This window comes from uncultured Campylobacter sp. (assembly GCF_938045465.1).
Lineage (GTDB): Bacteria > Campylobacterota > Campylobacteria > Campylobacterales > Campylobacteraceae > Campylobacter_B.
In genome coordinates, this window is the sequence record NZ_CALIBF010000166.1 from 1 (window position 1) to 17,798 (window position 17,798).

Consider the following 17,798-nt stretch of genomic DNA (forward strand, 5'->3'; position numbering starts at 1 on the left):
AGTTTCCCTTTCCGACTACGACAAATACAAGCAAGGATACTGCCTAAAAGAGGATAGAATTTTACCGAGAGAGGAGCGGTTTGGGCGTGGAATTTTAGATACTTTAGAAAGATACGTATTGTTTCATGCCGCTATTGCAAATAGGTGTTATTACATGTACGGTATGGAGCAGTGTAACTACGGCAGCACTAAATTTGCCGTTAAAGTAGGCTTTTATGAGACGGATAAATTTAATAACGATGATTGGCTGGAAGTTTTATCTAAAGAATATGAGATGGAAAAACGTAAAAATCAAGACGCTTGGCTATATAGAAATATTTTTGTTGAGAAATTTCAAATGAAGCCCGTAGATATCGCAGAAAAGTTAAAGCTAAATTTAAAAGAGGGCTTTGCGGGCTTTGATATGCCAGTAATTGAATACGCAGGGTTAAATAAATATCTTTTATATCTCGATAAAAGCTTTATTCTCTATGATGATTTTAAATTCAGCGCTATTTTGGTTAGGGTTCCTGAAGGTTATACCCCCAAAGATTTATTGGATAGAAGGCAATATTATGAAAGAGAGATTCAAGCCAGATCATATAGTGAAGATGACTTTAAAATTGATAATTGTGGAAATAGCGATTTTAAAATTTATAAAAACAATGTCGAAGAAATAGCAGATCGCCTGGTAAGAGAAGATTTGTTTAAAGGCGGCTGAAAAGCCGAGTAAACAACTGAAATTTTAAATTTTAAAGGAGCGTCGGTATGAAATTTTATAAATCTCTTAAATTTAAAGCGCTAGCTGGAGCGCTACTTCTTATAATAATACTCTGCGCCGCATTTATCCGTATAATTCCCGATTACTCCACTTCGCGAGGCTTCGCGATAGTTTCTACTTTCGACTACAACAAATACAAGCAAGGCTATTGCCTCAAAGAGGATAGAATTTTGCCGAAAGAGGAGCTGTATAAAAGAGCGATAGGGCAGTTTTTGGATTACGAGCTAAAATTAGAGCGAATGATCAATGATTATAGGACCTATGCCTATGGCAGTTCTTGGCGTAGCTCATATGAAATTGCATACTATGAACTAGGGAACATAAATTTATCTAATTGGTTTGAAGTATTAAAAAAGCATCATGATAATAATGAGACGTTTGAGGAAATTTTTATGAATAAACTAAAAGCTAAAAAACCGACCCAAAGAAATATTTAAAAATAAATTTGAACGATATGAGTGCTGGATTTGATAGACCGATAATTACTCTAGACGGCGCTTATAAAGGGCCAAATATTCATATATTGTTAGATAAGTTTGTTTTAATTTATAAAAATTATATACAACGCAATCATTCCGAATACCTATTTGATAGAATGAATTTTTCTGAAAAAATCAAAGAATATTATCAGGAAAGAAACAAGGCGTCGTTTGATATAAAACAGGGTTTTGAGCTGGACAACTGCGGAAATCTAAATTATCCATTAGAAGAATATTATTTACGCAGTAGAGAAGCAAAAAGCGGCTGAAAAGTCGCGTTAAAATAAAATTTAAAAAGCCCTAGCCGCGTAAATTTTACTTCTAAATTTTAAATTAGCGTCTAAATTTCATGCGCCGTTTTAGTCCAAAAGCTTCTGCTTAAACAGCGGGATTTTGTAGCAAAAGGTGCTGCCCTCACCGAGTTTCGAGCTGACGCTTTTTGCGATGCCGTAGCGCTTGCAAATTTTATCGATTATGTTTAGCCCGAGACCGAATCCGCCAAGAGCCGCGTTTTCGCGCGAGTATCTATCCCAGATCGCGCTCGTATCCTTTATGCCGATGCCGAAGTCCTGCACGCTAAAGACCGCTATGCTTACCCCCTTTTCCAGTCCGATGATGATCTTGCCGCCGGGGCGCGAGTATTTTATGGCGTTGCTTAGCGTGTTGTCGATGAGGCGCATTAGCGAGGTTTCGTCCATAAAAACGCTAATGTCGGGCGCTATTCGCGATTGCAGGCTTATGTTTTTGCTTTTTGCGACCAGATAGATGAAATTTATCCTAGCGCTCAAAAACTCGCTCATATCGATGCGGCGGCTTTTTAAGCTCATCTTGCCGCTTTTGATGAAGTACTCCACGTCCTCGTAAGTAATTACCATCTGCTTGAGCGCGGATTTTATTCGCGCCGTGTGTTTGTCGCGCAACCCAAGCATCTCGGTGTTGATGAGCGCGACGCCCAGAGGGGTCTTTAGCTCGTGCATCGCGTCGTTGAAAAACGCCTTGATGAGGTTGCTTTGCTGCGCGTAGAAATTTTTAATGATTTTGTAGTTAAACAGCGCGATGATGAGCGCTACGAAAATCGTGATAAAGATCGTAGAGATCGCGATAAATTCTATCTTGGCGTAGCTTATCTTTTTTGAGATGACGAAAAAATGCAGCTTGCCCTCATGCAGAAAGTGGCGCTTAAAAAACACCCGCCCGCCGAATTTCAGCGTGATAAATGCAAAATCCGGCGGCTGCACGCTGAGGTTTGATCTTAAAATTTCGCCGTTTGCATTTAGGATCGCGTAGTCGTAGATGAGCTCGTCTTTTAGATTCAGATCCGCACCGGCTAGGGCTTCGCCGCTTTTTTGTATCAGCTCGGCGACGTCGGCGCTCTCCTCGATTTTGGAATTTAAATAGATGATATAAAGACTCTCGCTTATGAAGGCGCCGATGATGAAGATCGCGCTAAAAAGCGTAAATTTAAACCCTTTAAGCATTGATCTTATATCCGAGTCCGCGGCTGGAGAGAATGAAGTCGTTGCTAGTTTTGGCGCGTAGATTGCTGATATGCACGCGCACATCGACGCTGCCCGCTTCGCCGTCCCATACGTCGGCGATGAGTTCATCTACGCTAACGAATCTTTTGATATTGGCGAGCAGAAATTCTATGATTTTGATCTCTTTGGCGCTTAGCGATATCTCTTCGTCCGCGCGTTTTAAAATTTTTAAATTTGCGAAGTAGTGAAATTTATCCGCGATCTTGACGGCGCCCTTTTCGTCGCCGAAATACTTTCGCATCAGCTCGCTTACTCTAAATTTAAGCTCGGCTAGGTGGAAGGGCTTTTTTAGGTATTCGTTGCAACCAAGCTCGTAGCACTGGCTTAAATCGTCGATGTCGCCGAGCGAGGTCATCATCATTACGGGAGTGCTAAGACCGAGGTTTCGCGCATATCTCAGCACCTCTTCGCCCGAAACCTCCGGCACTTTGATGTCTAAAATCAGCAAGTGGTAGGTATTCGCGGCGATCTTATCGCAGGCTGCGTCGCCGCTTTCGCATTCGTCCACCTCGTAGCCGAGCTCCTGCAGATACTCGCTTACGCTGCTTCTGTATTCAAAATCGTCTTCTAAAAGTAAAATTTTCAAACCCGTTCCCTAAATTGGGAGCGAGACTACGCTCCCGTGCAAATTTGCCCTGCATATACGATGTAGTAGCGAAGCAGAATGACACCGCAAAGCACGACGAAAGAATTTAAAACTATAAACGCAGGCTTGTAGGCGTGGTTTTTCAGCGCCGTAAAGGCGATGATGATCGGAGCGATGAGCCCCGTGCCTAAAACGCCGATCCAGAAAATTTTACCGTAAACCTCGTGCGTCAAAGCCTGCTGTGCCGCAAGCGCGCTAGTGCCGCCCTCAAAATACATCCCGACAAACAGAATGAATAAAAGCGGAATTTCAAAGAGTATCGCGCGCAGATCAAGCACCAAAAGGTATTTTATGCTATCTTTGTTTAACGAGCCTTTAAAAAACAGAAGTCCTACTAAAATGCTCGCCGCGATGCCGCTGGAAAAGCCCGATAGCAAAAATAAAATCGGAAGCACCGGAGTATTCCAAAGCGGAATTTTCATCACCGCGCTTAGCAAAAAGCCCGTATATGCGCCCACGCAAAGAGCAAGGATAAACAAAACCCGCTCGAAGAGTTTGGAAGCTTTGGCAAACGAGCTTAGCAAATTTACGATAGGTCGCAGAAACGCAAGTAGTTTAAATTTACAAATTTCCTCGCCGAAGACGCACAGCGCAAATACAAAACTAAGCGGCACGTAGATTAAAAGCGCCGCCACGCCGAGGCTCATCACCGAGCCAAAGTTAAATTTGATAAGCAAAAGATAAAAGCTAAGTGGCTTGCCCAGATCAAAGATCAAAAGCAAAAGCCCCGCGCAGATCGTAAGCGGCGCCGTGATCGCACCTGCTCTAATCATCGCATCCCAGATGGAATTTTGCTCGCTTTCGTGGCGATTCCATTTAACTAAAAGCGCCACCATCGTCGCCCCCGCGCTAAGACCCGCCAAAAATAGATAAATCGCAATCGGCCAAGGCCAGTAAATTTCAGAGTATTGGCTCATATCGCCCCACATATTATTCATAGCGTCCTCCTTTTTTGTTTTTGATATTCGCTAGACGCGGCTTGGTGTTTAGATATGCTTTCGGATATTCTACGCTTGTTTTGGCTAGCAGCTTGCTTACCTCGGAATTTACGTCATTTACGTCGCCGAAAGTTAAAGCATCTGTTGGGCACACGCTTACGCAGGCGGGCTGCAAACCTTTGCTCGTGCGGTTAGTGTAGCAAAAGGTGCATTTGCCAATAGCGTGCGTGACGGGATCTACAAATCTCGCGTCGTAAGGACAGGCCAGGATGCAGTATTTGCAGCTGACGCAAAGCCTCTCGTCTATGAGCGTCACGCCGTCTTTGGTTTTAAAGCTCGCTCCCGTAGGGCAGACGTCCACGCAGGGGCTATCCTCGCACATAACGCAGCTAGCGCGCGAATAATCAAGCTTTAAGCTTGGAAAAACGCCGCTTGTTTTGCCGTGCACCTGCAGCCTATAAACGCCGCTCGGTACGCCGTTTTCGTTCCTGCACGCAACCGAACAGGCTTGGCAACCTATACATAAATTTTCGTCGTGAATCATTATGAGTTTTTTCATAACCGCCCCTTTCAAATTTTAACTATATCGACGCCGACGTTGGTTACCATCGTGCTTACCACAGGACCCGCAGCCGGATCTAGAAGGACGCTTTGGTTCGTGCCTATGCCGTTCGTGCGCTTTAGCCCCGGGCTTACGTGCCCAAAGCCGTGGTATAAAAATAGGCAATCGTCCCTGATGCCTTGCGTGACGAAAATTTTAGCTTTTTGCTCGCCGAATTTATTTTTGAGCTTCACAATATCGCCCGTCTTTAGCCCCTCCGCTTTTGCTGAAGCCGGGCTGATCCAAACCGGCGATTCGCTCATCATATCGTTTAAAATTTTGACATTTTGCGTATGGCCGTTAGTGTGAAGCGCGGTCTTGCCGGTCATCAGGCAGTATTTGTGCCCGCCGAATACATCCATACCCTCGGTATTTAAGCAGCCGTATCCTGCGAAAAGCTCCTCCACTTTCGGCGCGAAAAGCTCGATCTTGCCGCTCGGGGTTTTAAATTTCATCTGCGAGCTCATCTCGCCGTTTTCGTCCACGAACTCCGCCGCGGCAGGATATTTATCGATAAATTTAGCCACGAGCTTCGGCTCTCGGTAGTATAGCTTCGGTACCTTGTAGCTTACGTAGCCGTTTTTGATTAAATTTGCGATTAGCTCGGCGTTACCTTTGGCTTGCTGCATGCGGTATTCATCGATGTTGTTCCAGGTGTAGTCCTTATCGATCTTCATCACCCTTGCAAGCTCTCTAAAAATTTCATAGCCGCACTTCGTATCGCCCACCGGCTCGACGGCTTTGTTTCGCATCACAAATCCCGGCGCGGTGCCGCCTTTGTTTTGAATCGACTCGTCGCGCTCCAAATAGGTGGATTCGGGCAAGATCACGTCGGCTAGGCACGCAAAGTCGCTCATATACACGTCGATTGCGAGCACGAAGTCTAGCTTTTTGATCGCCTCTACGCTCTTATCCACGCCCGCAACGTTGATGAGGTGGTTAAAGCGCGTGCTGACCCAGCCTTTTACCGGATACGGTTTTTCGCTTAAAATCGTAGGCGCGATCTGCATCAAAACGCCGTGTTTGCGCGGCACGAAGAAATTTTCGCTACCTTCTTCGCCGCAGCCGTCGATGCGCGCGGTCTTTGGAATTTTAAAATTTTTATCCGGGTTCGAGATGGTAGGGAATAGATCCTCTTTGCAAAGCGCGTTGAAGGTTTTGGAGTCTTTAGAAAAGTAAATTCCGCCCTTTTTCTCGACGTTTCCCATCAGCGCGTTTGCGATCGCGATGGCGCGCGTGCGGACGTATTCGGCCTTAGCGGTCGTGGTTTTATGACCCCAGTCGATTACGACTGCGGGAGCCGCGGCGTAAATTTCATTTGCGATGCGCTCTACCTTATCCGCTTTGATGCCCGTGATGCCCTCCTGCCAAAGCGGCGTCGTATCCTTAACGGACTGCCTTAGCTCCTCTAGCCCCACGGCGTATTGTTCGATAAATTTTTTGTCGTATTTGTTATCGCGCAGCCAGACGTGGATTAGCGCCATTAAAAACGCCGCGTCGGTTCCCGGCTTTATCGGCAGCCACTCGTCTGCCTTGGAAGCTACGACGCTAAAGCGCGGATCGAGAACCAAAAGCTTTACATCCTCTCTGCTTGCGGCTTTTGCGAGCTTTTTAGTTTTTGAGATATCGATTCCCTCAAAAAGATTGTGGCCGAAATTTACGATATATTTTGCATCGCCGTAGTCTCTTTGCATATTCGCGCCGAAAGTGTGTGGCACGGCGATATTGTAGGTGACCGGGCAACAGGACCAGTGCGAGTAGATGTTCGGACTGCCGTATGCACAGGCGAAATTCATCATCTGGGTGTGGTGCTCGCCCGTTTTAGAGGTAAAAACTACGCTTTGCGGGCCGTATTTTTGCGAAATCTCGCCTAGCTTCTGCGCGCAAATTTTAAGCGCCTCGTCCCAGCTCGCCTCTTTAAATTTGCCCTCGCCGCGCTCGCCTACGCGAATGAGCGGCTTAATGAGCCTTTGATCGTCGTAGAGCTGATTGATGCCCGCTCCGCCGCGAGCGCAGACGGAGGTTTTGTTTGAAAACCTGTGGTTGCCCTCGATTAAAGCGCCGCGACCGTCTTTGACGGTCACCTCGATAGGACAGCGCGAGGAACACATCTCGCAGACGCTGGCGACTTTCTTTTCCGTCCCGCCTGTAACCGCGCTAGCGTTTAAATTTAGATTTAACGTCGCTAGCGTGCCGATCGCGGCGGTGCTTTTTAAGAAATTTCGTCTATTCATAAAAACTCCTTACCTTTGAATTTTGGCGGAAATTCTAAAATCCCATCGTAAAAATAAGGTTAATTTTGATAATGCAGCTTTTGGCTTAGACTTTATCTCGAAAGATAAAATGCGTCCTGCGCCGTATTTTAAAGCCGTAAAATAGCGCCAGCAGTAGCAAAATACTAATTGCGCCGCAGATCGCAAGGGCTACGCGAGCGCCCAGTAGCTCGGTAAAAAAGCCCGATATGAGCGCTCCAAATGGCGTACTACCTATTAAAAATAGCGCGTATAAGCTAAGTACGCGCCCGCGGAATTCGTTGCTTACGTGCATTTGCACGGTGGAGTTGATGCTTGAGTTTGTGATTACGAAAAGAAATCCAGTTACGGCAAGCCCTGCCGCAGCCCATGCGAAGGAATTCGCAGCCCCAGTAAGAGCTAAGCTCACCCCCATAGCGATCGCGCACGATCTGATTTTGCGGATGCCAAGTTTATCAAAAATTGCTACGAAAAGCGCGCCGCAAAAGGCCCCCACGCCTAGAGCCGACATCAAATATCCAAAGCTTCGCTCATCCGCGTCTAGGCTAAGCTTAACAAGCGCCGAGATTGTTACGTTGTAATTTGGCACCAGCGTCGCTACGATAAGCACTATTATCATTAGCTCGCTTAGAGTTTTTTTGTGCGATACATACGAAATTCCAGCACCGATCGAGGCAAAAACGCCTCCGCTTCTGCTAGATAGCGTAGTAGCGGATGGTGGAATTTTTATGAAAAACAGCGAAACGATGATGCCTAAAAAGCTAAGTGCATTGAATAAAAAGCAAAAGCCCACGCCCCACAGCGCCATCACGATCCCCGCAAGTGCGGGCCCTGCGATACGAGCGACATTAAAGGACATAGAATTTAACGCTATGGCGTTGGCTAGATCGCGGGGTGAGTCGATGAGGTCTTTTACCATCGACTGACGACTCGGGGCGTCCATGCTGGTAAAGATGCCGCTTGCAAAAGCGCAAAATAAAATTTTGCCGAAAGAATATAGCTCGCAAAAGCTCATAACCGCGAAAATTGAGGCGGTCACCGCCATGCCTATTTGAGCGAGCAAAAGGATCTTTTTGCGATTAAACTTATCGAGCAGTACACCGGAAAACGGCGTAAAAAGTAGCGCGGGCAAGAACCTCGCCGCAGCTACGAGGCTGACCTTAAAAGCGTCTGCGGTGATGCTTAGCACTAGCCACGGCAGCGCGACGCTTTGCATCCAAGAACCGATCAGCGAGAGGTTCATCCCGATCCAATAAATTCTAAAATTTGAGTATTTAAGCGATAGGAAGGGATTTTTCAACGCGCCGCCTTTTGAAATTTTGATTTGAGATTATACATTAAATTTTAAAAATTCACTTAAAGATTTAACATTTATAAAAATTTAACGAAAATTTAATATTTCTGAAAAGAAAAATTTTATATACTCTGCAATAAATTTTTAAGCAAAGGATTAAAAATGCAAAGACCGACTCCGATTAATCAGGAGATCAAACTCGATGAGAAGCGCTATATCGTTTCCAAAACCGATCCGAAGGGCATTATCACGTTTGCAAATCCGTATTTTTGTATGATTTGCGGCTATAGTGAGCTTGAGCTTTTAGGGCAGCCGCATAACATCATCCGACATCCGGATATGCCGCGCATAGCGTTTAAGCTCATGTGGGATACGATACAGCAGGGCAAGGATTTTACCGCCGTGGTTAAAAATTTAGCCAAAGACGGGCGCTTTTATTGGGTCATTACGGAATTTACTTCTAAAAAAGATCCCGTGACAGGGCAGATCACCGAATACACGGCATTTCGCAAGGCTCCGCCAAGATCCGCGATTGAAACTATAGAGCCAATTTATAGGGCGCTACTGGATGCTGAAAGAAACGGCGGTATGCAGGCTAGCCAAAAGGCGCTCGTGGACTTTCTAAAAAGTAAAGGCGAGACCTATGAGAGCTGGATCGCAAAGGTCTCAGGCAAATCAAATCCGCTCACCGCAATGTTTTTTAAGGCGATGAAAAAGCTTTTTAGCTAGTGTGACTGACACGGATGCAAATTAAAATTCCGCGGAATTGGTTGGAATTTTACCTCGAAAATTCCATGACATAATAAAATTATAAAAATGCGAAATTTAGCCAAAATTCCACGGAAATTTCTTAAATTTGAAATACGGAATTTAATAAAAATTCTGCAAAGATTCTATTTTAGATTTCTTATATATTTTACGCCTAGTAGTATCACACCGGTTGTTTCTGCATCTAAAATTCCTGATGCGTATTTAGTGCAGCTCTGTGAAGCGCTAGAAAGTAACTTACAACAGGGGATCGAGCTATCTAGCTACTTAATCTAAGAAAGAGGTGATTTGCTAAGAGAGAAATTTGCCATAAGACACGAGGGTTGCTTTAAAATTTAAAAAGTTGGGTATAAGGCGGATTTAAAAATAAGGAAATTTATACGCTTGATTAGATTTTTTTGGATTTATGGTAGATTTTACGTATAGCTTAAAATTTCTAGAGTCTTTGCCTTATTGTAGGACAGCGAATGAGCGATAAAATTTTTACTGAGCTTTAAGTGATGAGAATATAAAATGGCGCGTCCATCAAATTTAAAGGCGATAAATGGATCAAAGCAGGCTTGAGGAATTAAGAAAACTCCTAAATAATCAGCACAGCGATACAAAGCAAAATCTAACAGAAGGTCTTTATCCCAAAAATTTTAATGCTTTCGACTTCAAAAATTTAAAATTAGAAGATGCAAGCTCTAAGACTTTAAATTCCGATGATACCGCTATTAACAAAAGCTCTGAAGTCCAAGTCAGAGATTACGACAAAGATCCGCTAATAATAAAAGACTATGCTTTTTACGACTATATGAAATATTCCACGATTGCTACGCTTATAGGATGCTTATTCTTCATCTCGGTCGTTACCGTAGTAAACCCCATTGAGCCCAAAAATTTTAGACTACTCCCTTTCGCTTTGGTAATGTTTTTTATCAGGCGAAAGCAACAAAAGGGCGTCTATTTCGTATTTAACGATTCGGATATCAAATATTACAAAGAAGATAAAGCTTATAAATCTTTGAAGCTTGAACAAATCGGCGCCGTTGCGATCAGTTTTGATCCTCGCTGGGACCGGCAGCAGAGGATAAGCATACCCGAAATGCTATTTTTGTCACTTTGGCCTTTGGGCGCATACGTTATGCGCGGAATGCATGCGATGATCGCGCTAATTTCGATGATAGCAATTAGCCTATTCGGAGCGGGTATATTGATGCATCTTAAAAATGGCAGTTTCAGATGCTTAGGCATCTATGACCGGCTTGTGATATACGGCGAAACGGGCGATCTTAGAATTATAAATGTTTTGATTTATAGCGAAAAAGAGTATCTGGAATTAAAAGAGTATTTTATGCGCAAAACGCATATAGATTTAGATACCGTCCCGCGCACCTTGTCGGTATTTAGCAAAAAGGTAAAATTTAGAAAATTTAAATTTAAAAAGGGATATCATAAGGCGAATTAAAAAGCAAGGAAATAAGCTGATTTTATAAAAAGTACTGATAAAATGGAAAATTTTAATAAACAGCAAACAAGAGATTACGACAAAGATCCGATAATTCTTAAAAACTACGAATATCTATATCAAAAGCTATTAATAGTTTTCTCTCTTTTTATAGGCGGCATATTTGCCATAATCGTAAATTTTGATTGGGAAGCCAGCGGCGCAGCGGATTATAGCGCCAAGAACGGTATATACATGATTTTGTTTTTATCGTTTTTATCGCTATTCATTATATTGCCTGGGCTTATAGATTATAGAAAAGAGGAGCCTATGATACGGCTTAAAAACAACCAAATAAAATTTTACGAAAAAGATAAAATCGCGTATGTCGAGCAATGTGAAAATTTGCAGCATAATATGGATTGGTCCTTTTTTATAGGAAATTTTAAAGGAAAAAGAGGATTGCTATATATGTTTATGGCGGCAGTGTTGCTATGCTTGGTTTTCATGACGATTGATCTTGTAGTTGCTCGTTGGTTTTTGAGCTTTGCTTTGTTTCAATTTGTAGGCAATATATTAGTAAAATTTATCTTTTGTCTTGTTTTGGGAAAGAGCGGCGATAGGAGATTTTCGCTTTTTCCTGCATTGAGAGTTGGCGAACCACATTATGGACATATCGGCTTATTTGCTTGCTCCAGATATTATTTAATACCGATATTTAGAAATTCTATATATTTTGAATTGAAAGAGTATTTCTTAGCTAGACACAATATAAATATCAACGATATAGATAAAATTTATTTCTAGCTATAAATGTATGATGCAGAATTTTTAATGCAACAAATTCCATCCCGCGATACGGCGGAATGGAATTTGAAAGCAGCTAATTCGTAGCGAGTAAATCTAAACAGAATTTTAAAATTTAAATCCCAAAGCTTTAGCCGTTGTAGCCTAAGCGGCGCATATTTGCGCACGCGTCCTTGTAGCCGTAATAGCACGAGATGCGGTATAAATCAATGGCGTTGAATTTATTCTGCTCTACGCCCTCGCCTTTTTCAAACATAGCTGCGAGCTTCTGGCAGGCAGGAAAGTTTTGAGAGAGCGTGCACGCAGCGTTGTAGGCGTTGGCGGCGGAAGCATAGTCGTGCTTGGAATACATAGAATCCGCAAAATTTAGACACATTGCGCCATTGCCGTTTTTGCACGCATCGCTTTGCACGACGCTACCTTGTAGGTTCATCGCACGGATACCGTCTTGAACGTCGGCGAAGGAATATTTGCCGCTCTTTGGCGCATCGACTGCGCTCTTTGGCGCGTTGCTAACGCAGCCTGCTAAAAATACCCCGGCGGCGATCAAAGCTAGAATTTTTTTCATATTTTGCTCCTTAATTTTTTGAAATTTGGCGACCCAAAATGTAATAGGTCTCTTTGCCCGCGACTTTTTGTAGCTTGAGCTTAAATTTTTCCGACCAAGCGCTGATGATCTGCTCCACAGCGGTCTTACGCTCTTCATTCGTAGCGTCATTTTTGATCTTAAAATACGGGTTTGAATTAGACATCGCCACGTGCGCACCGTAAATTTTAAGCTTATCGTTCAGCCCCACGATGCGATCAAGCTCGTTATCCTCAAAATCGCACTTCGATAAAATTCCTCGCAGCTGCGCGACCGTCGCGTCGTTTACGCTATATCCTAGCGCTAGCAAAATTCCATCTTCACTCATTCTCATCCTTTCAAAAAAATTTATTTGTTCGCTTGTGAAATCAAAACGCCTTCGATTATGCTTTTTATATCGCCGTCTAAAATCGCATCGGTTTGGCTATACGCCTCGCCGCTGCGGTTATCCTTAACCTGCTGATACGGGAAAAGTACGTAGGAGCGGATCTGGTGTCCCCAGCCAATCTCGCTTTTAGGCACGTTCTCGTCCTTTTCGCGCTGCTTCATTAGCTCAAGCTCGTAAAGGCGCGACTTTAGCACCTTCATCGCCGTTTCTTTGTTTTTGTGTTGGCTTCTGTCGTTTTGGCAGTTTACTACGATGCCCGTTGGGATGTGCGTGATACGCACAGCGCTTTCGGTTTTATTGATATGCTGTCCGCCTGCGCCGCTTGCGCGAAACACATCTACGCGAATATCCTTCTCTTCGATATTTATCTCGATATCATCATTTAGCTCCGGGCTTACCATCACGCTTGAAAAGCTCGTATGTCTACGCCCTGCACTATCGAATGGGCTTACGCGCACCAGGCGATGGATGCCGTTTTCGGCTTTCAGATATCCGTAGGCGTTCTCGCCGCGCACGATGAAGCTAACATCCTTAAGACCCGCTTCCTCGCCCTCTTGGAAGTCCAGAACCTCGATCTTAAAGCCCTCTCGCTCGCAAAAGCGCAGATACATGCGGTATAGCATACTCGCCCAGTCGTTGCTCTCCGTACCGCCCGCGCCCGGATGAATGCTGACGATAGCGTTTTTATCGTCGTTTTCGCCGCTAAGCATCATAGAAATTTCTAAATTTATGATCTTGCCCTCTAGTTCGTCCGCCTCGGCAAAAAGCGAGTTTATCGTCTCCTCGTCGTTTTCCGAGTTTGCCAGCTCATATAGAGCCTTTGCGTCGTCTACGGCGTTTTTAGCGTTTAGAAATTTATTTAAGATATTTAAAATTTTAGTTTTTTCCTTGCCGATAGCGCCTGCTTTTGCGATGTCCTGCCAGAGATTTTGATCGTTTTCAAGCTCCTCGATTTCTTTTAGGCGCGCTTTAATGTTCTCCGGTTTTACGACGCCTGCAATATTTTCGACTTTAGTACTTAGGGTTTTTAAAAGTTCCGTGTATTCGTAATTATCCAAAATTTAAGACCTTTTTATGCTTTTAACATGATTATAACATATTTTGGATTAAGGTTGTTTATAAAATTTTATTTAAGGCGGGTATTATGAAGCATTTATCTATTAGGGATATCAAAACCTGCTTGATATTGCCATGATTAATCAGTTTAAGCTCCATCGAGAGATCAGGCAAGGGGTCGTTTAGTAGCAGCTTTAGCTTTGCTTCTTCTAGCTTCAACTTTTTGCAATCGGCTTTTTTGTCTTCAAGCATAGACACCACTAGTCTTAGCTTCTCTTTTGTCATTTCGCTTTGCACGAAAGCACCTTATATACGATAATAGAGCATAAAAAAGCTGCGATAGAGCAAGCAAAATACGCCCAAATTTCTCCGATAGTTTTTTCAAGAAGCGCGTGCAGTCCTAACAAAAAGAATACTAAGCCTATAATGCAAATCACGCCCGTAATTATATTTAGTAAAACCGAATTGGCGCTCTTTAAAAAAGAGCGCCTGATATCGCTAGCTTGAGCGTCTACGAGCTCTACTACCGAAACTATAAATTCAGATATGCCAGCCATTATTTTTTCAGCAACCAAGCGAGCAAAAATCCGACGCCAGCAGCGATCGCGATGCTTTTTATCGGGTCTTGTTTTATCGTGTCATTTACGCTTTCTATGCCGTCTTTGCCTTTGAGCCTTAGATCATCTATATATTTTTTGATCTCATTGCTGTTTAGCTGATCTAGAATTTTATCTTTGGCAGACTCCGCACGCTCTGCACCTATGTTTTTGATGGACTTCATAATCTCTTTAAAATCCGCTTTTAAAGAGTCGATATCCTTTTTCAAAGAATCTAAATTTGTCTCTTGAGTAGCCATTTTCACTCCTTTTGAAGTTTATTTTAGAGCTAAAGCTCATGATAGATTTTAGTACTTATTGATTAACGCTCGCTAAATAGACCGCCCTTTCGCGCTTAATTTATACCTTTAATATTTTTTGATATAATTATTAGCCTTAATATTTTATATTGAAAAGAGAGAACAATGCAAATTATTAGAAGCGTAGAGGAGCTAAAAAGCTTCAGAGCATCAGCAAGCGGCAGCGTGGGCTTCGTGCCTACGATGGGGGCTTTGCACGCGGGGCATGCGAGCCTCATAAAAAGGGCGCGCAACGAAAACGATATCGTAATCGTCTCGGCATTCCTCAATCCGGCGCAGTTTTTGCCCGGCGAGGATCTAAATAGCTATCCAAAAAACGAAGCGGGCGATATTAAAATTTGCGAGAGCCTCGATGCGAACGCGCTTTTTATCCCGACCGTGGATGAAATTTACGGCACGGAGGAGCCAGCAATCATAGCACCTAAGCCAATAAGTGAAATTTTAGAAGGCAAAACGCGCCCCGGGCACTTCGACGGCGTACTTAAGGTGCTAAATAAGTTTTTTAATCTAACTCGTCCTAGCAACGTTTATATGGGCAAAAAGGACACCCAGCAGCTTTTCATCGTGCAGAAGATGGTAAAGAGCTTTTTTATGCCTATAAATATCATCCCTTGTGAGATCGTGCGCGAGAGTGACGGCTTGGCACTTAGCTCGCGTAACGCCTATTTGGATGAGGAGGGAAAGCTTATGGCGCTTAAGCTTTCGCGCTCCTTGCTAAATGCCAGCTCGCTTATTAAAAAAGGCGAGATCAGCCTAAATATAATCCGCGAAAAGATGCTTAGCGTGCTTGAGCCGCTGGCGGTCGATTACATAGCGTTCGTGGATTATAAATTTAATGAAATTTCGCAGATTAAGCAAGGCGATACGATAATCCTGCTTGCCGCAAAGGTCGGCACAACCCGCCTGATCGATAATATCTGGCTGTAAAATGGCAAAACTCCATCTCGTCTCGCTGGGCTGTAATAAAAATTTAGTCGATAGCGAGATCATGCTTGGGCGCTTGCAAAACTATGAGCTCACGCCCGATGTGGCCTCTGCCGACGTCATCATCGTAAATACCTGCGGTTTCATCGCAAGCGCCAAGCAGGAGAGTATCCGCACGATTTTGAAGCTTAGCGAGCAGAAAAAAAGTGGCGCGCTGCTGGTCGTCACGGGCTGTCTGATGCAGCGCTACAAGGATGAGCTCATGCGCGAGCTGCCCGAGGTCGATATTTTCAGCGGCGTTGGCGACTACGATAAAATCGATGAGATGATTTTAAAAAAGCAGAATTTATTCAGCCCGCAAACCTATCTGCAAAGTCCCGCGCTTACCTCTTCGCGCGTGATAACGGGCTCAAACTACCACGCTTACGTTAAAATTTCAGAGGGCTGTAATCAAAAATGCTCTTTCTGCGCCATTCCGAGCTTCAAAGGTCGCCTAAAAAGCCGCAGTATCGAGGACATCGAAGCGGAGGTACGCAGTTTGGTAGCGCGCGGATTTTACGATTTTAGCTTTATAGCGCAAGATTCCAGCAGCTACGGCCGCGATCTAAGGCGTGGCAACAAGGATGGAACAAATTTTAAAGGCTATCGCGATGAGTTAAATTCCGCATTCTTTCGCGACGGGCAGAATTCCGACGGCTCATGCGATGTACAAAATTCCGACGGCTCGTGCGGTAGCGCAGGAGATGAAATTTCTGCTTACGACGAAACCGCTTGCGGTAAAAACGTCCGCAAAAAGGGCTTGGGCGGCAAAAATAATGATACTTTGGGCGCCGATCTAGTCGCGCTGATAAAACGCATCGAAAAAATCGAGGGCGTCAAGGTCGCGCGCGTGCTGTATCTCTACCCCACCAGCACCGACGAGCGGCTCATCCGCGCAATCGTGGACTCACCCGTTTTCGCAAACTACTTCGACATGCCGATTCAGCACATAAACGACAAAATGCTAAGCCTGATGAAGCGCGGCGCAAGCGCGGCGCGGATCAAAGAGCTTTTAAGCTTAATGCGTGCAGCGCCTAATTCATTTCTGCGCACGGGTGTCATCGTCGGGCACCCGGGCGAGACTGACGCGGAATTTGACGAGCTTTGCGACTTTTTACAAGAGTTTAAATTTGATAGAATTTCAGCTTTTGCCTACAGCAAGGAGGAGGATACGGCGAGCTTTGCGATGCCGCAGATCCCTGCGCGGACAATTAGCCGCCGCCTAAATAAGATCGAGAAAATCACGCACGAGGCGATAGATAGCAGCATGCGCGCGCTCGTAGGCAAAAAGATACCCCTAATAATCGAAGGTGCCAGCAGCGAGGGCGAGTTTTTTTACGGCGCCAAGCCTCTTGCATGGGGCAAGGACATCGACGGCGAAATTTTAATCAACGAAAGCTACGTGCAAAATCTAAAAGTAGGCGGTCTATACGAGTGCGAAATCACGGAATTTGCGGGCGATAGGCTGCTTGCGCGAGTGCTAAAAAGCTCGCAAGGACAATGAAAAACTCGCCCGAAATTCCAAGCAAAATTCTAGCCTTGCTGCGGGCTTGCAAAAATCTGCTTGCCTTTTCGCACGGCGTCGATAGCACGGCGCTTTTTTACCTTTTGGACGAGGCAGGCGTAAAATTTGACCTCGCGATCGTGGATTATAACGTCCGCGCGCAAAGCAAGGATGAGATCGCCTCGGCAAGGCATCTGGCGGCTAAATTTAACAAACAAATCTACGTAAAAAGCGTGCAGCTGAGCGAGTCAAATTTCGAGCACGAGGCGCGCGTGGCCAGATACGAGTTTTTCGGCCAAATTTGCCGCGAGCGGGGATATGAAAATTTGATCTTAGCGCATCAGTTTGACGATAAATTCGAGTGGTTTTTGATGCAGCTTGGGCGCGGCGCGGGGCTTAGCGAGCTGTTAGGCATGCAGGAGTTTGAGTCCCGCGAGGACTACGTGATCGCTCGTCCGCTTCTAGGCGTGCGAAAGTGCGAGCTGGAGCGGTTTTTGCGTGAGCGAAACCTAAAATACTTTACCGACGAGACGAATTTAACGCCCCGGTTTAAACGCGGCTTTATTCGCGCGAAATTTAGCGAGCCGTTTTTAAATGAGTACTTTAGCGGCGTAAAAAAGAGCTTTAAATTTTTGGCGACCGATTCGTTAAATTTGGCTCCAGAAATTTCTAATCCCGCAGCAAAAATTTATCTCGTAAAACGCGGTCCAAACGAGCTTCGCGGCGTTGATCAGGCATGCAAGCGACTAGGATTCGTGCTAAGCTCGGCGCAGCGAAACGAATGTGCGCGCTGCCTAGAAAACGGCGCAGGTTGCGTGCTAGGCGGCAAGGTAGCCGTGGGCGCGAGCAAAAATTTTATTCTCGTAACGCCAT

Annotated in this window: 20 protein-coding genes; 9 read left to right on the plus strand and 11 right to left on the minus strand. The window is 44.6% G+C overall.

The annotated features are described in order from the left end of the window. The 3 genes from Q0413_RS08010 to Q0413_RS08020 all read left to right on the plus strand — a co-directional run. Positions 1-700, plus strand: a 700-nt coding sequence (locus Q0413_RS08010; RefSeq protein ID WP_298988454.1) for a hypothetical protein, incomplete at its 5' end; no start/stop codon positions are given. Between the two features lie 47 nt (positions 701-747). Then, positions 748-1,197 carry a hypothetical protein gene (locus tag Q0413_RS08015; RefSeq protein WP_298988455.1) on the plus strand — a complete coding sequence of 150 codons (450 nt, stop codon included), beginning with the start codon at positions 748-750 and terminating at the stop codon, positions 1,195-1,197. Positions 1,198-1,205: 8 nt separating this feature from the next. Continuing rightward, positions 1,206-1,508, plus strand: coding sequence for a hypothetical protein (locus tag Q0413_RS08020; protein WP_298988456.1), 303 nt, complete (start codon positions 1,206-1,208; stop codon positions 1,506-1,508). A 90-nt stretch (positions 1,509-1,598) separates the two neighbouring features. Here Q0413_RS08020 and Q0413_RS08025 read toward each other — a convergent pair whose 3' ends face one another. The 6 genes from Q0413_RS08025 to Q0413_RS08050 all read right to left on the minus strand — a co-directional run bounded on the left by Q0413_RS08025 (position 1,599) and on the right by Q0413_RS08050 (position 8,514). Further along, positions 1,599-2,717, minus strand: a complete 1,119-nt coding sequence (locus tag Q0413_RS08025) for an ATP-binding protein (protein WP_298988457.1) — start codon at positions 2,715-2,717, stop codon at positions 1,599-1,601. Then, complete coding sequence (locus Q0413_RS08030; RefSeq protein ID WP_298041781.1) at positions 2,710-3,363, minus strand: response regulator transcription factor; 654 nt, start codon at positions 3,361-3,363, stop codon at positions 2,710-2,712. The genes Q0413_RS08025 and Q0413_RS08030 overlap by 8 nt, the downstream gene beginning before the upstream one ends. 26 nt (positions 3,364-3,389) lie before the next feature. Further along, on the minus strand, positions 3,390-4,361 hold the full coding sequence (gene nrfD, locus Q0413_RS08035) for an NrfD/PsrC family molybdoenzyme membrane anchor subunit (RefSeq protein ID WP_298022883.1): 972 nt from the start codon (positions 4,359-4,361) through the stop codon (positions 3,390-3,392). Next, positions 4,354-4,920, minus strand: a complete 567-nt coding sequence (locus Q0413_RS08040; protein WP_298988458.1) for a 4Fe-4S dicluster domain-containing protein — start codon at positions 4,918-4,920, stop codon at positions 4,354-4,356. The genes nrfD and Q0413_RS08040 overlap by 8 nt, the downstream gene beginning before the upstream one ends. An 11-nt stretch (positions 4,921-4,931) precedes the next feature. Beyond that, the gene (phsA, locus tag Q0413_RS08045; protein ID WP_298988459.1) at positions 4,932-7,196 is read right to left on the minus strand and encodes a thiosulfate reductase PhsA; all 2,265 of its coding nucleotides are present in this window, start codon (positions 7,194-7,196) and stop codon (positions 4,932-4,934) included. An 85-nt stretch (positions 7,197-7,281) separates the two neighbouring features. Beyond that, positions 7,282-8,514 carry an MFS transporter gene (locus tag Q0413_RS08050; RefSeq protein ID WP_298988460.1) on the minus strand — a complete coding sequence of 411 codons (1,233 nt, stop codon included), beginning with the start codon at positions 8,512-8,514 and terminating at the stop codon, positions 7,282-7,284. Positions 8,515-8,670: 156 nt separating this feature from the next. On the opposite strand from Q0413_RS08050, the gene Q0413_RS08055 reads away from it, so the two are divergent. From Q0413_RS08055 to Q0413_RS08065, 3 genes are all read left to right on the plus strand, one after another. Then, positions 8,671-9,237, plus strand: a complete 567-nt coding sequence (locus Q0413_RS08055) for a PAS domain-containing protein (protein WP_005870765.1) — start codon at positions 8,671-8,673, stop codon at positions 9,235-9,237. 583 nt (positions 9,238-9,820) lie between these two features. Then, positions 9,821-10,726 carry a hypothetical protein gene (locus Q0413_RS08060; RefSeq protein ID WP_298988461.1) on the plus strand — a complete coding sequence of 302 codons (906 nt, stop codon included), beginning with the start codon at positions 9,821-9,823 and terminating at the stop codon, positions 10,724-10,726. Between the two features lie 42 nt (positions 10,727-10,768). Then, positions 10,769-11,512: a hypothetical protein gene (locus Q0413_RS08065; RefSeq protein WP_298988462.1), complete on the plus strand. Its 744-nt coding sequence runs from the start codon at positions 10,769-10,771 to the stop codon at positions 11,510-11,512. Between the two features lie 130 nt (positions 11,513-11,642). Here Q0413_RS08065 and Q0413_RS08070 read toward each other — a convergent pair whose 3' ends face one another. The 5 genes from Q0413_RS08070 to Q0413_RS08090 form a co-directional block, all read right to left on the minus strand. Next, positions 11,643-12,080, minus strand: coding sequence for a hypothetical protein (locus Q0413_RS08070; RefSeq protein WP_005870060.1), 438 nt, complete (start codon positions 12,078-12,080; stop codon positions 11,643-11,645). Between the two features lie 10 nt (positions 12,081-12,090). Next, positions 12,091-12,426, minus strand: a complete 336-nt coding sequence (locus Q0413_RS08075) for a type II secretion system protein (RefSeq protein ID WP_297948706.1) — start codon at positions 12,424-12,426, stop codon at positions 12,091-12,093. A gap of 20 nt (positions 12,427-12,446) precedes the next feature. Then, positions 12,447-13,544: a peptide chain release factor 2 gene (prfB, locus tag Q0413_RS08080; protein WP_298988463.1), complete on the minus strand. Its 1,098-nt coding sequence runs from the start codon at positions 13,542-13,544 to the stop codon at positions 12,447-12,449. Positions 13,545-13,602: 58 nt separating this feature from the next. Beyond that, a complete protein-coding gene (locus tag Q0413_RS08085) occupies positions 13,603-13,839 on the minus strand; it encodes a hypothetical protein (protein ID WP_298988464.1) in 237 nt (78 codons plus the stop codon). 259 nt (positions 13,840-14,098) lie between these two features. Continuing rightward, on the minus strand, positions 14,099-14,398 hold the full coding sequence (locus Q0413_RS08090; RefSeq protein ID WP_005870065.1) for a YqjD family protein: 300 nt from the start codon (positions 14,396-14,398) through the stop codon (positions 14,099-14,101). A gap of 165 nt (positions 14,399-14,563) precedes the next feature. Between Q0413_RS08090 and panC the strand changes: the two genes are divergently transcribed. From panC to tilS, 3 genes are all read left to right on the plus strand, one after another. Next, positions 14,564-15,385: a pantoate--beta-alanine ligase gene (gene panC, locus Q0413_RS08095; protein ID WP_298988465.1), complete on the plus strand. Its 822-nt coding sequence runs from the start codon at positions 14,564-14,566 to the stop codon at positions 15,383-15,385. A gap of 1 nt (position 15,386) precedes the next feature. Then, on the plus strand, positions 15,387-16,925 hold the full coding sequence (locus Q0413_RS08100) for a MiaB/RimO family radical SAM methylthiotransferase (protein WP_298988466.1): 1,539 nt from the start codon (positions 15,387-15,389) through the stop codon (positions 16,923-16,925). Continuing rightward, a partial coding sequence (gene tilS, locus Q0413_RS08105; protein ID WP_298988467.1) for a tRNA lysidine(34) synthetase TilS occupies positions 16,922-17,798 on the plus strand: 877 nt, incomplete at its 3' end. The genes Q0413_RS08100 and tilS, both read left to right, overlap by 4 nt.

Coding starts and splice junctions, on each gene's coding strand:
- Q0413_RS08015 (WP_298988455.1), top strand. CDS start 748: ATGAAATTTTATAAATCTCTTAAATTTAAAGCGCTAGCTGGAGCGCTA.
- Q0413_RS08025 (WP_298988457.1), bottom strand. CDS start 2,717: ATGCTTAAAGGGTTTAAATTTACGCTTTTTAGCGCGATCTTCATCATC.
- nrfD (WP_298022883.1), bottom strand. CDS start 4,361: ATGAATAATATGTGGGGCGATATGAGCCAATACTCTGAAATTTACTGG.
- Q0413_RS08040 (WP_298988458.1), bottom strand. CDS start 4,920: ATGAAAAAACTCATAATGATTCACGACGAAAATTTATGTATAGGTTGC.
- phsA (WP_298988459.1), bottom strand. CDS start 7,196: ATGAATAGACGAAATTTCTTAAAAAGCACCGCCGCGATCGGCACGCTA.
- Q0413_RS08055 (WP_005870765.1), top strand. CDS start 8,671: ATGCAAAGACCGACTCCGATTAATCAGGAGATCAAACTCGATGAGAAG.
- Q0413_RS08060 (WP_298988461.1), top strand. CDS start 9,821: ATGGATCAAAGCAGGCTTGAGGAATTAAGAAAACTCCTAAATAATCAG.
- Q0413_RS08065 (WP_298988462.1), top strand. CDS start 10,769: ATGGAAAATTTTAATAAACAGCAAACAAGAGATTACGACAAAGATCCG.
- Q0413_RS08070 (WP_005870060.1), bottom strand. CDS start 12,080: ATGAAAAAAATTCTAGCTTTGATCGCCGCCGGGGTATTTTTAGCAGGC.
- Q0413_RS08075 (WP_297948706.1), bottom strand. CDS start 12,426: ATGAGTGAAGATGGAATTTTGCTAGCGCTAGGATATAGCGTAAACGAC.
- Q0413_RS08090 (WP_005870065.1), bottom strand. CDS start 14,398: ATGGCTACTCAAGAGACAAATTTAGATTCTTTGAAAAAGGATATCGAC.
- panC (WP_298988465.1), top strand. CDS start 14,564: ATGCAAATTATTAGAAGCGTAGAGGAGCTAAAAAGCTTCAGAGCATCA.
- Q0413_RS08100 (WP_298988466.1), top strand. CDS start 15,387: ATGGCAAAACTCCATCTCGTCTCGCTGGGCTGTAATAAAAATTTAGTC.